Source organism: Tropicimonas sp. IMCC34043 (genome assembly GCF_003390845.1).
Classification (GTDB): Bacteria; Pseudomonadota; Alphaproteobacteria; order Rhodobacterales; family Rhodobacteraceae; genus Tropicimonas.
In genome coordinates this window covers 87,140-100,246 of the sequence record NZ_QMEK01000002.1, presented here as the reverse complement: position 1 = coordinate 100,246, position 13,107 = coordinate 87,140, and the positions used below count along the sequence as shown (strand labels likewise).

The 13,107-nt window shown below is 65.6% G+C and carries 8 protein-coding genes; 3 read left to right on the top strand and 5 right to left on the bottom strand.

Annotated features, from left to right (window positions below; all coding sequences use genetic code 11):
* Positions 1 to 17 precede the first annotated feature (17 nt).
* The 4 genes from DQG17_RS10195 to DQG17_RS10180 form a co-directional block, all read right to left on the bottom strand.
* Positions 18 to 1,631 (bottom strand): ABC transporter substrate-binding protein, encoded by a 1,614-nt coding sequence (locus DQG17_RS10195; RefSeq protein WP_116132743.1) that lies wholly within the window; start codon positions 1,629 to 1,631, stop codon positions 18 to 20.
* A gap of 301 nt (positions 1,632 to 1,932) precedes the next feature.
* Positions 1,933 to 2,586, bottom strand: coding sequence for a GntR family transcriptional regulator (locus DQG17_RS10190; RefSeq protein WP_116132742.1), 654 nt, complete (start codon positions 2,584 to 2,586; stop codon positions 1,933 to 1,935).
* 382 nt (positions 2,587 to 2,968) lie between these two features.
* Entirely contained in the window at positions 2,969 to 4,066 is a 1,098-nt protein-coding gene (locus DQG17_RS10185; RefSeq protein WP_116132741.1) for a 4-oxalomesaconate tautomerase, read from the bottom strand.
* A 75-nt stretch (positions 4,067 to 4,141) separates the two neighbouring features.
* Positions 4,142 to 6,490: a molybdopterin-dependent oxidoreductase gene (locus DQG17_RS10180; protein WP_116132740.1), complete on the bottom strand. Its 2,349-nt coding sequence runs from the start codon at positions 6,488 to 6,490 to the stop codon at positions 4,142 to 4,144.
* Between the two features lie 236 nt (positions 6,491 to 6,726).
* Here DQG17_RS10180 and DQG17_RS10175 point away from each other — a divergent pair, with 236 nt between their 5' ends.
* The 3 genes from DQG17_RS10175 (at position 6,727) to DQG17_RS10165 (ending at position 12,002) form a co-directional block, all read left to right on the top strand.
* Positions 6,727 to 7,392 carry a glutathione S-transferase family protein gene (locus DQG17_RS10175; protein ID WP_232829401.1) on the top strand — a complete coding sequence of 222 codons (666 nt, stop codon included), beginning with the start codon at positions 6,727 to 6,729 and terminating at the stop codon, positions 7,390 to 7,392.
* Positions 7,393 to 7,699: 307 nt separating this feature from the next.
* Positions 7,700 to 10,279 carry a putative PEP-binding protein gene (locus DQG17_RS10170; RefSeq protein ID WP_116132738.1) on the top strand — a complete coding sequence of 860 codons (2,580 nt, stop codon included), beginning with the start codon at positions 7,700 to 7,702 and terminating at the stop codon, positions 10,277 to 10,279.
* A 145-nt stretch (positions 10,280 to 10,424) separates the two neighbouring features.
* Positions 10,425 to 12,002 carry a serine hydrolase gene (locus DQG17_RS10165; RefSeq protein ID WP_116132737.1) on the top strand — a complete coding sequence of 526 codons (1,578 nt, stop codon included), beginning with the start codon at positions 10,425 to 10,427 and terminating at the stop codon, positions 12,000 to 12,002.
* Between the two features lie 44 nt (positions 12,003 to 12,046).
* Here the strand turns inward: DQG17_RS10165 and DQG17_RS10160 are convergent, their stop codons facing one another.
* Positions 12,047 to 13,042 carry an NAD(P)H-quinone oxidoreductase gene (locus DQG17_RS10160; RefSeq protein WP_116132736.1) on the bottom strand — a complete coding sequence of 332 codons (996 nt, stop codon included), beginning with the start codon at positions 13,040 to 13,042 and terminating at the stop codon, positions 12,047 to 12,049.
* Positions 13,043 to 13,107: the final 65 nt, after the last annotated feature.

Below are 13,107 nucleotides of genomic sequence, written 5' to 3'. Positions count from 1 at the left end.
GGAGGACCCGAAGAGGGTCAGCCTGCGGCGTTGAAGTCCATTGCGAGCGTCCGCTCGTCAGAGCGACCTTCGAACGCGATGTCGCTCTGCATTCCCCAGACGCTGATCGGATAGTAGAGCGGAACAACCGCAACGTCCTCGACCGTCATCGCGCAGCAGGTCTTGTAGATCTCCTCGCGCCTGACGTCGTCCAGTGTTGCCATGCCTTCCTCGATCAGCAGGTCGATCTCGGGGTTGGAGTAGCGTCCGCGATTGTTCGACCCGAAGCCGGTTGACGCGTCGTAGGTGTGGATCAGGTTGCGAAGCGCGGCGGAAACCTCGCCGGTGGCCGCCCCGTAACCAACGAGAAAGAAACTGAACTCGGGCACGCCGCCTTCGCCGCCGCTTGAGGCTCTTTTGTAGAAGATGTTGGCCGGCATGGCGTCGACCTCGATATCGATACCGATCCGCGCCAGCATCTGCGCGGCCGCCTGCATGACCGAACTGTCGCGGATGAACCGGTCGTTGGGGCCGTGCAGGGTTACCTTGAATCCGTCGGGATAGCCGGCCTCTTCCAGCATCGCTTTGGCCTTTGCGGTATCGGCATTGCGCAGCGGGATATCGGGGTTGTGGCCGAAGATGCCGGCGGGGACCAGCTGCTCGGCCGGTGCGCCGTTGCCCGACAGGATCCGCGCTGCAATCGCTTTCTTGTCGATAGCCAGATCGAAAGCGTCCCGGACGAGTCGGCTTTTGAAAGGATTGGGGATTTCACTGCCGTCTTTCGCGGTCGCGTAAGGCGACACATCGCGACCGTGATCGAAGAACAGGAAGATCATGCGGTTTGCGGTGCCGCGGCCTAGATCTATCTCGGAGTCGTTCTCCAGGTGCTCCACGTCAGAAGGCGGAACCGTGTCGATGACGTTGACGTCGCCCGATTGCAGCGCCGCCACGCGCGAACCGCCCGTCGGGATGGGGCGGATGACAACGCGGCTCCAGTCCGGAAGCTCGCCCCAGTATTCCTCGTTGCGTTCAAGCTCGATGACCTGGCCAGGAACGTAATCGACAAATTTGTACGGGCCCGAACCGATGCAGGCCTCGCCGGAATTGTAGTCTTCGGGCAGCGCGGTTTCACCGATCCTTTTCGAGATGATCGCTGTGGTCGCGAGTTCGCGCGGAACGATCGGGTTGGCGTGTTCTGTGATCACGCGAAGCGTGCGGTCGCCGACCTTCTCGAAGCGCTTGTCTCCCAGATAGGCGCGAAGATTGAAGATAGCGCCAGGGACGTTGCTCGCCCGCTCATAGCTGAAGATCAGGTCTTCCACCGTCACCGGATCGCCGTTGTGGAAGGTTGCGCCATCCCGCAGGGTGAACTCCCAGGTGTTGCTGTCGATGCTTTGCCAGCTTTCCGCCAACCCAGGCACTTCGATCTGGTTTTTGTCCAGATGGACGATCCGGTCGAAAATGTGCTGCGACACGGAGCTGTTGGCGGTCTGGATGTGCCAATGGGGATCCATCGACGAGCTTTCCGTAGACATGCCGATCGTCAGCGTACCGTCAAGTTCGACTGCGAAGGCAGGTGAGGCCGGAAGGAAGGCGGTCGGAATTAGAAGCGTTCCCATCCCACCGAGAAAGATACGTCTGTCGAGTTCCATGTGTTTCCCCTGTCGCTAGGCTTGTTCTGAACGGTCTGACGTAGATTCATCGGATCACGCACGGACTATAGTATGCAAGTGTTTTTTTGTGTTTTGTTTTTCAAACATTGGCACGCTTCCGGCGCACGGAGCAGGCGCCGAGGAGATCTTAAGTATTTGATTTTTGGGAAAATAATTACGGTCGGGGCGACCCGATTGGATGCTGCGCGCGCGATGCTGCAGGATGCGACGCGCGGTCAGTGACCGGTAATTGGGACGTCATGTGGGTGAGAGCCCACCAAATGGGCACTCCCCGAGGCCGCTACGAATCATCCGGAAGCATGAGCAGCAGCCGATGCTCATGCGAGGAGCGGATATGATCGCGTATTGCCGCCTCGGCGGCTTCGGGATCGCGCTTCTTTATGGCCTCAACGATCAGCATATGTTGATCGTGCGCGATCTGTGAGCGCCCCCCTTCGGCCAGCAGGCTGGGCAACAGCGACATGGTGATCGACAATTGCTCGATTGCCACAAGCAGATATCGGTTGTGGGCTGCCAGGGCCAGGAGACGGTGGAACTTCTTGTTGATCGCCGAAAGCTTGGCAGGGTCTGGCAGGGCGGTTTCTTCCGTCGTCACAAGTCCCTGCAAGGTGGAGATCTCGGCATCGCTGCCGGCCAGAGCGGCAAGTCGCGCTGCCGCGCCCTCCAGCACTTCTCGCATCATGTAGAGTTCTCCGATCTGCTGATGGCTGAGATCGGTGACGATCAGTCCGCGCCGGGGGACGTTCGTGAGCAGCCCGTCAGCCTCGAGCTTTGAAATTGCGTCGCGAATGGGTGTGCGCGAGACACCGAATTTCTCGGCAAGGGCAACCTCGGTCACTCTGTCGCCGACCTTGAACTCACCGTCGTGTATTGCTTCGCGCACCTGCTCGTATACCGTGTGGCTGATGTCGCGAGTCTTGGAAATTTGTACCATTTTGCTTTCCCTGACACGTACTTTGCAACCTAAGGGTACATGTGTTTTCCAATGTATCCAAGATCGAATGACGGGACAGGCGGTTCTGTCAGATCCGGTGGCTGCGCACGGCTGGACGCATTATCCGTTCCAGGTTGGGTATAATCAGGAAAATCCGCGTGATGTGCATCGCCGCAACGAACGCGACGCACTGCCCCCAGGATCCCTGCGGTCGAGCGGCAAGCCCAGCCCGGAGAAAAGATCTGCCGTACAGCCGGAAATCAGATGCAGAACAAATTGACCGGTCAGCCGTCTCATCGACGCCCCTTCCTTTGGGGGCCAGTCTCGCGCAGCGCGTCCGTTCGGCGGCTCTGTTGAAACGCCCCTTTCGGCAGATTGGTCCTCAGGTGGCAGCGCCGTTCCAGAGCCCTGTCGGTACATATACCTTTCCGTCGGCGAGCTTGCGCGCTGTGCGGACAAGACCAACCGAATGAAGCCGAAGCGCGCCGTCGTGCATATCGAAATCGACGGTCAGGTCGATCTGGCCTGAGGGATGCTCCAGCACAATTCTCGCGGGCGAGATCTGCGGGCGGTCGACAAGGCCGTCGGAAACCGTACCCGGGGTCAGGGCGCAGGCGGCAAGGCACTGGGCGCCGGTGACGGCCATCGTGGGATGGGTGCTCCAAGGCATGAAATAGCGCGCGGCGACCGACCCGCCGTTTCGGGCCGGAGCAAGCAGCCCGAATTTCGGAACGACCGACTCTGCGACATTCTCAAAGCCCATCGCCGCGCCCGCTTCGAGGCGCACCTGTTCCATCGCCGCAAAGAAATCCCTGTTGCCATCCAGCTCGTCGCGGCTTTCCTGCCCGGTCAGGCCGAAATCGGTGGCGCGCGCAATGACCATCGGCATCGCGACGTCCATACAGGTCACGGCAATGCCGCGGAATTGGTCCTGAAGATTTCCGGTCGGCAGGAACCGACCCGTCGCCGCGCCAACGGTTTCGGTGAAGTTCAGCGTGATCGGTGCCGCTGCGCCGGGAACGCCGTCGATACGCTCCTGACCCTCATAGGTCACGATGCCTCTCGGGGTCTGCACCCGGGCAACGACCTTCGAACCGGTGTTGACCGCGCGGATCTTCACCTCCGTCACGCCGTCCTTCGCGGGGACGATGCCCATTTCAATGGCCGCGGGCCCGACCCCGGACAGGATGTTGCCGCAGCTCGGTTTGTAGTCGACCATCCTCGTGTCGACGCTGATCTGCGCAAAAAAGTAATCGACATCCGCCCAGGGGTCGTCGCTCACCGACAGCATCGCAACCTTGGTGGTTACGGCTGAACCGCCGCCGATCCCGTCGATGTTCAGCGAATGACCGGAGCCGACCGCGCGGATCAGCACCTCCGAGAGCGTCTCTCTGTCTCGCGGCAGATCCTCCCGGCGGAAATAAGGCCCCCGCGACGTCCCGCCGCGCATGAATAGATACGGAATACCGGTCTGGCTCATGTCATGTCTTTCTCGTGGAAATGGAGGTCTCTGCCAGTTCGGTGCGTCCGGCCCCAACGGCCCCTGGCCGGTAGTTCAGCGCCTCTTGGGGCGGAGCAGGATATTTTCATGCGGAACGGTTCCGGGATCCGGCGCCTTCAACCGTTCGACCGAGACCAGGCATAACTGGCCGGAGCATCCCTGGCTGAGAGGCGAGGCGGGGCGATCGGCGGTCAGGGCGTTGGGGTTGCCGTTCACGCAGGCCGGGCCGGCGCCCTCGATCTCTCTTGGCGCGTACCAAGCGCCGGTGGAAAGCCGGATGACCGAGGGCGCGATGCCGGAGGATGGCCGGGCGACTGCCAGCGCGGCACCTCGGGCGTTCCAAAGGCGGATCACATCCCCCTCGCGAATACCCAGCCGCTCCGCATCGGCCTCGTTCATGCACGCCACCTCACGCCCGCCGATCTTCGCGGCCATACTGGTCTTGCCGAAATCGAGCTGGCTGTGGAGCTTGCCAGCGGGCTGGTTCGCGACAAGCTGAAAGGGATGGGTTCGGGCCATGGCCGATCCGAGCCATTCCTCGGGTTCAATCCATGCGGGATGGCCCGGGAGCCCGCCCGCCACGGCGAGATGGGAGAACAGCTCGATCCGGCCGCTGGGCGTCGCCAGCGGATTGGCGGCCGGATCGGCGTGAAAGGCCTCCATCATGCTGGGCGCGTCGGAGGTCGGCAGGTGAAGCGGCGGCCCCTCGAAGAAGGTGTCGAAGGCCGGTGCCGGCAATCCCGCTTCGGCCAGCGCGCCCCGCGTTTCGCCGTAAAGATGCTCCAGCCATTCCCGCGCGGTGCGGCGCTCGGAAAACTCGGCCAGGCAGCCGAGCCGAAGGGACAGCTCGCAAAAGATGCTGAAATCGTCCCGCGCCTCGCCGTAGGGTTCCGCGAGCTTCTTCATTGGAACGAGAAAGGGATCGCCCGCGCTGGCACCGATGTCGTCACGCTCAGCGGTGATCGTCGCGGGAAAGACGATATCGGCATGAGCGGTGGTGGCGGTGCCCACATTGTCATGGACGATTATCGTATCCGGTTTCGCGAAGGCCTTACGCAGCCGGTCCAGATGCTGATGATGGTGAAACGGGTTGCCGCCCGCCCAGTAGATCAGCCGGATGTGGCCATATTTCCGGTCCTTCCCGCGATAGGTGTAGCGGCCGCCGGGGTTGAGCAACAGATCCGCAATCCTTGCCACGGGTATGAAGTCGCCCGACCGGTTCCTGCCTTGGGGCAACGTCGGGCTCGGCACCGCAAGCTGTGGCTTGCCGTGGTTGCCCATTGAGCCCAGAGCATAGGAAAAGCCGGCGCCGCGCCGCACGCCGCCGCCCAGCATGCAGGACAGGGCAAGCGCCATCCAGACCGGTTGTTCCCCATTCTCCGCCCGCTGGAGGCCATAGGCGATGGTGATGAGGGTCCGCGATCGCGCGGCCAGGTCCGCCAGGGCTTCGATCTCGCGCGCATCGACCCCGCAGATCGCCTGCGCCCAGTCTGGCGTCTTGGGCTGCCCGTCCTCTTCGCCCTCGATATAGGCGCGCAGCGCCTCCCAACCGGTCGTGTATGTCTCGAGATAGCCGCGATCCACCGCGCCGGTATGGATGAGGCGATGAGCCATCCCGAGCATCAGCGCCACATCGGTCGCCGGTCGCGGGGCAAGCCGGTCCACAGGACAATCGTTCGGGAAGTCGTCATGCAGCGCGCTGATCGATACGAACCGGGCGCCCCTTGCGGCGGCGGCCCGGATCGACTCCGCCGCGATATGCCGCGAATTGCCGCCCGGGCTGACGGCAAGGTTCTTCAGCGGCAGCCCGCCGAAGGCAATGACCAGTTCGGTCCGCTCGCGGATATGCTCCCACCAACGCCCTTCGCGCGAGAGGCGCCGCCAGTTGCCGGCGACGGTGTCGAGGATGACCGAGCCGGCAGCGCTGGAATAGGACTCGACCGAGGCCACGTAGCCGCCGAAAGAAACGTTCAGAAACCGGTGAACCTGGCTTTGCGCGTGATGAAACCGCCCCGCGGAGGACCAGCCATAGGACCCGCCGAAGACGTGGCGCCCCGCATTTTCTTCGCCTGCCTCGCCCCTGCCGCCGCCGAGCCGCGCCAGTTCCTTCGCGGCGAGATCGAGCGCGTCATCCCACGCCATTTCGACATAACCGTCTGTGCCGCGCCGGGGGTCCGGGCCGGGGCCATCTTCCAGCCAGCCCCTGCGCACCAGCGGACGGGCAAGGCGCGCAGGATGCGAAAGCGCAGCGGGAATGTTCTGAAGGATGTCGGAGGGGTCCGGATCGTCGGAAATCGGCTGTATCCGCAGCGCGTCCCCCTCGCGTACCGCCGTAAAGGTACCCCAATGGCTGCTGTGATAGAGGTACGGTGTCCCGCCCGTACGGCGTGTTTGCGAAGTCATTTCCGGCCCCGTCTCAACCCCTGCGGAGCAAATAGCCGCAAAGCTCGAACGGTGCGCAGAGGCCGCTGGCCAGCTGCACGGGACGCCGAACTTTGGCTGATTGCATTCCGATGGAGACATTTGTATACAAGTGTCGACACACAGTCAATCGGTGTGTACGGACTTGTTCGCCGAGGGACTATTTGGGTCCCCGGCTGCCAGTTGACTTGGCGGCGGCGGCGAAGAGGGCCGCCTGTATGCCAGGGCTGGTCGGGCGTGGATGCCGGGCCGGTCAGAACGAACTCAAGCGGAAGCTCAGCATGGAACTCACGATTTACGGACGCCGCGATTCCTCAAATTGTGCCAAGGTTTTCTGGCTCCTCGACCTGATCGGACAGCCGTTCAGACTAATGCCCGCCGGACGTGGGTCAGGCGCCGAGAATGCCGGCGATTTTCATAACCTTACACCCTTCGGAAAGGTGCCGGTGATGACGCGCGGCGACCTCGTCCTGTGGGAGTCCAACGCCATCTTGCGCTATCTGGCCAGTGAGGGTCCGTCCGGTGCGCATTGGCCCTCCGACAACGACGGCAAGGCGCGGATAGACCGCTGGATGGACTGGGTTTCCCTGTCCCTGACGCCCCCGCTTGGCGCCCTGCGCAAGGCGAAGGACGATGAACGCCTGTCCAAGCTGCCAGCGGTCTCTGCATTGGCTGCAAAGCTCGAAAGCCTGCTGGCCAACACACACTATCTGGCTGGCGATTGCGTGACCCTGGCCGACATCTGTGCGGGTCCCGCGGTGCACAGGCTGGGCTTGCTGGCGGACCTGCTTCCGCTGGCGGACCTGCCTAATCTCTCGGCCTATCGGTCACGAATGGAGGCAGACCCGCTTTACGCGGCGCATATCCGCGACCGGCTGAGCTGATCTCGACCTGGCCGAAACCTCCAGTTGCAAACGGTGCAGTTCCTTGGAGTAGGCCACGCTCCCGCCTCGTCAAGGGAGTCCGGCGGCAGATCTAGGGCGTCGATTGCCGTCCCGCGCTTCGCCGGGCTAAGGAGGAAACGCCTGGGCGCTTTGGCGTTTCGGACCGGGGCGGGACCGACGTCTGCCCACCCGCCTCGATCGGTTCGGCCCGATCCCCACAGCCGTTGTCGACGTCAGCGACGGCGGAGGTTGTTCGCTTCGGCGCTTGGCGTATGGTGGATGGACCACGCGAGAAAGGGAAATCGCGATGTCCTTGTCCGGAATTGCCGCCGAAGGCCGCGTCCTTGCGGCCCCCATTTCTGCCGATGCGGTGCTGTCGGCTGAACGCTTCGGTGCACGGGCGGTCTGTCTGCAGCGTCTGATCCGGCTTGGCCTGCCGGTGCCGTGCAGCGTCGCGATCGGGTTTGCCGCGGTGCACCGGATCGCCGATGGCGGGCCGCTTGACATGGCAGCGCTGCTGGCGCCCTTCGGGCCGCTGCCTCTGGTTTCGGTCCGGCCGTCAAGCGGGGCGGCGGACTGGGGCGGGCCGCGCACGATCCTCGATGTCGGCATGAATGACGCGGTGCGCAACGCGCTGGCCCGCGACCTCGGCCCCGAGGCGGCGCAGGCGCGCTATCTGAACTTCATTCGGGCCTATGCAGCCGACGTGGCAAGGCTCGATCCCGACACGATCGAGGCGCCGTTCGATGCCGTCGATCCGGTGGCCGTCGCCCTGACCGCCTATGAGCGTGCAACCGACGCGCCGTTTCCGCAGGATCCGGCCGAACAGCTCGCTCAGGTCCTGAAATCCATGGCCCGGGCGTGGGAAGGCGTCTCGGCCCGGCTGTTGCGCCAGGCCCAGGGCGCGCCGGCGGATGCCGGGCTGGGGCTGGTGGTTCAGGAGATGGCCACGGGCCTTGGCCATGGCGAATCCGGTACCGGCGTCATCCGCAGCCTCGATCCGGTGACGGGGGCCGCGGGCGCGGTGGGCGAGTACCGCCGCCAGGCCACTTTCGGCGAGGCGCGGCGCAGCGGTGCGATGATGCCGCTGGATGGCGAGGCCGGGCCGACACTGCGCGGCGAGGCGCCGGCGCTGCATGCCGAACTGGTCGAGATGGCGGCGCTCTGCCGGCAGAAGCTGCGCGACGAGATGGAGATCCGCTTTGCCATCGCCGATGGCAAGCTGTGGGTGATCGACGCAATCCCTGCCCGGCGCAGCGCCCGTGCGGCCGTCGCCGCCGCGGTGCGACTGGCCGAGGAGGGCATCATCTCGAAGCAGGAGGCGGTGCTGCGGGTCGATCCCGGCGCGCTGCCCGAGCTGCTGCATCGCCGCGTCGACCCGGCGGCAAAGCGCGACGTGATCCTGAAGGGCATCGGCGCCAGCCCCGGCGGGGCGACCGGGCGGCTGACATTCTCGGCCCGCGCGGCGCTGGCGGCCGAGGCGCACGAGATCCCCTGCATCCTGATCCGGCGCGAGACCACGCCCGAAGACATCCGCGGCATGCAGGCGGCGCGCGCCATCGTCACCGAACGCGGCGGCATGACTAGCCACGCTGCGGTGATCGCCCGCGGGCTTGGCCTGCCCTGCATCGCCGGAGCCTCGGGGTTGCGGGTTTCGACCCGCAACAAGACCATGACCATCGGCGGCCGGGTGTTTCGCGAGGGCGACATCATCACCGTCGACGGCACCACGGGCGAGGCGATGGCGGGCGCCATTGCGATGCAGGAGCCGAGCCTCGACGGCCCCTTCGCAACGTTGCTGGACTGGGCCGACGGTTTTCGCGACATCGGGGTCAGGGCCAATGCCGATACGCCCGCAGGTGCCGCCGTCGCCCACCGCTTTGCCGCCGAAGGCATCGGGCTGTGCCGGACCGAGCACATGTTCTTCGAGCCTTCGCGGCTTGCCGTCATGCGCGAGATGATCTTTACCGACAGCCCGACCGACCGCGCGGCGGCGCTGGAACAGCTGCTGCCGATGCAACGGCAGGATTTCATGGAGCTGTTCCGGATCATGGCGGGCCACCCGGTGTGCATCCGGCTGTTCGATCCGCCGCTGCACGAATTCCTGCCGACCGACCGCGAGGGGCTGACGGCGCTGGCCGAGTCGCTCGACCTGCCGCTGAGCGACGTGATCCGGCGCGTCGATTCGATCACCGAGTTCAACCCGATGCTGGGGCTGCGCGGTGTGCGGCTGGGCGTAACCCAGCCCGAGATCTACGAGATGCAGGTGCGCGCGATCTTCGAGGCGACGGTCGAGGCGAGCCGGATCGCCGGGGCCGCCGTGGTCCCCGAGATCATGATCCCGCTCGTTTCGGCCAAGCGCGAGGTCGAGCTGATCAAGACCCGGATCGACGGGGTCGCGGCGGCGGTCAGGAATGCCTCGGGGCAGGAGTTCCGCTATCGGCTCTGCGTGCTGGTCGAAACCCCGCGGGCGGCGCTGCGCGCAGGCGAGATCGCGGTTCATGCCGACATCCTCAGCTTTGGCACCAACGACCTGACGCAGATGACCTATGGGCTGTCGCGCGACGACGCCGGGCGGTTCATGAGCAGCTACGTCAGCAGCGGCGTGTTCCCCGAGGACCCGTTCCACACGCTCGACAAGGAGGGTGTGGGCGAGCTGTTGATGATGGGGGCAAGCCGCGGGCGCAAGGCGCGGCCCGACATCATCCTGGCGGTTTGCGGCGAACATGCCGGCAACGTCGATACCATCGACTTCGTGCGCAAGGCGGGCTTCACCTATGTCTCCTGCTCGCCCTATCGCGTGCCGGTGGCCCGTCTTGCAGCGGCACATCTGGCGTTGCGCGACCGTCTGGAAGCGGTCGAAACGCAGGACGCCGCGTCGGCCTGACGGCGCGTCCGGCCGGTGCGACACGCGGGTCCGAGGGGACGGACGCGGGGTCCGGGCGCCGGATCTGCGAAACGCAGTTCCTTGGGCGATATCGGGACGCTAGTGTCGGTGCAGTGATAGCACCTGACTTGATTGGACCGCGCCCATGACTTCCTTCGCCCTTTCCCGTCGTCTGTTTCTCGGAACCGGCGCCGCCGCGCTTGTTGCGCCACCGCTTGCGGCTGTTGCACAGGACCTGCCGCCCGACCGGGTGGTGGGCGTTGCAGTGCCGCCGGGCCAGATCGACGCGGCCGTGGCCGAGCTGGACCGGATCGTCGCCGACGTCATGGCCCGCAGCGGCATTCCGGGCGTTGCTGTCGCGGTGGTGCACGAGGGGCGGACGGTGCTGGCCAGCGGCTATGGCCTGCGCCGCGTCGGGGCAGCAGAGCTTGTGACCCCGGATACGGTCTTTCAGCTTGCGTCCCTGTCCAAACCCGTTGGCGCCACCGTGGTCGCCCATCAGGTCGGCGAAGGCGTGGTGTCCTGGGACAGCCGGATGCGCGATCTGTTGCCCTGGTTTGCGCTGTCGGATCCCGACCGCAGCTTAAAGCTGACCATCGGCGATCTCTACAGCCACCGCTCGGGGCTGCCCGATCACGCCGGCGACGATCTTGAAGACCTCGGCTTTGACCGCCAGACCATCCTTGAACGCCTGCGCCTGCTGCCGCTTGCGCCGTTCCGCATCTCCTACGCCTACACCAATTATGGCCTTACGGCGGCGGGCGAGGCAGTGGCACAGGCCTCGGGCACCGACTGGGCCAGCCTGTCGGAAGAGGTGCTCTATCGCCCGCTCGGCATGGCGTCCACCAGTTCGCGGTTTGCCGATTTCATGGCAGCCGAGAACCGGGCCATCCCGCACGCCCGCACCGCCGACGGTTTTGCCCCGCTGTTCCAGCGCCAGCCAGACCCGCAATCGCCGGCGGGCGGCGTCAGTTCTTCGGTCAACGACATGGCGGTCTGGATGAAGATGGTGCTGGCGAATGGCGCCCACGACGGGACCCAGGTTCTGACCCCCGGGGCGCTGTTGCCCGCGATCAGCCCGCAGGCGTTCTCGTCCCAGCCACAAAGCCCGGACGCGCGGGCGGGGTTCTATGGCTTTGGCTTCAACGTCGGGGTCGAGCCGTCGGGCCGCGTCCGGCTCAGCCATTCCGGGGCCTTCCTGCTGGGGGCGGGAACCTGCTTTTCGCTGATCCCCTCGCTCGATCTTGGGATAATGGTGCTGTCGAACGCCGCACCGGTCGGCGCGGTCGAATCGATCGCTGCCGCCTTCACCGATCTCGCCCAGTTCGGCCACGAGACCCGCGACTGGTACGCCGGCTTTTCGCCGCGGTTCGAAGGGTTCTATACCCTGCGCGGCCATACCGAGGGCGCCTCGGCCCCGGCGGCAGCGGCCCCGCCGCCCGCGGCCGAGACCTGCATCGGTGTCTATGCGCATCCCTATTTCGGCATGATCGAGATCGTGGAGAAGAATGACGCCCTGATCCTCGCCGCGGGGCCAAAGCCGATGTTGTTCCCGCTTCAGCCCTGGGACGGGGCCATGATGGTCTTCGATTTCGTCAATGAAAACGCGCCAGTCGGCTCGCGTTCGTCGTTGATCTTCGGCGATTTTGCGGGCGGACGGGCGGGCAGCCTCGAGATCGAGTTGTTCGGCGAAACCGGCCCCTCGCGTTTCCTGCGGGTCTGATAGGGGCGATGGCGGGCGGGTCTGGCGCCCGCCCGCCGATCCGGTCAGGGCGTCAGCAGGATCTTTCCGTGGTGGCCGCCGGCCTCCATCTGCCGGTGCGCCTCGGCCGCCTCGGCCAGCGGCAGCACCGCATGGGTCACACTGCGCAGCCTGCCGTCTGCGAACATGGGCCATGCGGTCTGGCGCAGGTCGGCCGCAACCGCGGCCTTGAAGGCGGGCGGGCGCGGGCGCAGCGTCGATCCGGTCAGGATCAGCCGCTTCAGCATCACCGGCATCAGGTCGACCTCGACCTTCGATCCCTGCCGGAACGCCAGCTGGATGATCCGCCCGTCAGGGGCCGCGGCCCGAAGGTTGCGCCCGACATAGCTGCCGCCGACGATGTCGAGGATGACGTCGGCGCCACCGGCCTCGCGGCAGATCTCGACGAAATCCTCGCGGTGATAGTCGATCGCCCGCAGGGCGCCGAGCGAGCTGGCAAAATCGGCCGCCGGGTCCGACCCCACGGTGGCAAAGACCCGCAGGCCCATCGCAGCGCCCAGTTGTACCGCGGCCGATCCGATGCCCCCCGATCCGCCGTGCACCAGCAACAGGCTGTCGCGCGCCAACTCGTGGCCGTGAAAGATGTTGCTCCAGACGGTGAAGAAGGTCTCGGGCAGCCCGGCGGCGTCGATCTCGGTCACGCCGTCCGGGATCGGCAGGCAATGCCCCGCGTTCACCGCAACATATTCGGCATAGCCGCCGCCGTTGGTCAGCGCGCAGACCCGGTCGCCCAAGGCCCACAGGGTCTGTCCGGCCCCGACGGCGACGATCTCGCCCGAAACCTCCAGCCCCGGCAGGTCCGAGGCGCCCTTTGGCGGCGGATAGAGACCGCTGCGCTGCATCAGGTCGGGGCCGTTCACGCCGGCGGCAGTGACCCGGATCAGCACCTCGTCCGCGGCCGGAACCGGCAGCGGGCGTTTCGCGACTTGCAGCGCTTCGGGCCCGCCGGGCGTGCCGATCTCGACCACTGTCATGAGGGCGGGCAGGGGGGGTGGTGTCATGGCGGATCTCCCGGAGCGATTGTGGATCAGACTGGTCTGCGTACCGCTCAGGGTATCCCCGCCTG

What these genes read in the sequence shown, in the direction of transcription:
- DQG17_RS10170 (WP_116132738.1), top strand. Translation starts at nt 7,700, where the DNA reads ATGTCCTTGTCCGGAATTGCCGCCGAAGGCCGCGTCCTTGCGGCCCCC.
- DQG17_RS10165 (WP_116132737.1), top strand. Translation starts at nt 10,425, where the DNA reads ATGACTTCCTTCGCCCTTTCCCGTCGTCTGTTTCTCGGAACCGGCGCC.
- DQG17_RS10180 (WP_116132740.1), bottom strand. Translation starts at nt 6,490, where the DNA reads ATGACTTCGCAAACACGCCGTACGGGCGGGACACCGTACCTCTATCAC.
- DQG17_RS10195 (WP_116132743.1), bottom strand. Translation starts at nt 1,631, where the DNA reads ATGGAACTCGACAGACGTATCTTTCTCGGTGGGATGGGAACGCTTCTA.
- DQG17_RS10190 (WP_116132742.1), bottom strand. Translation starts at nt 2,586, where the DNA reads ATGGTACAAATTTCCAAGACTCGCGACATCAGCCACACGGTATACGAG.
- DQG17_RS10160 (WP_116132736.1), bottom strand. Translation starts at nt 13,042, where the DNA reads ATGACACCACCCCCCCTGCCCGCCCTCATGACAGTGGTCGAGATCGGC.
- DQG17_RS10175 (WP_232829401.1), top strand. Translation starts at nt 6,727, where the DNA reads ATGCCAGGGCTGGTCGGGCGTGGATGCCGGGCCGGTCAGAACGAACTC.
- DQG17_RS10185 (WP_116132741.1), bottom strand. Translation starts at nt 4,066, where the DNA reads ATGAGCCAGACCGGTATTCCGTATCTATTCATGCGCGGCGGGACGTCG.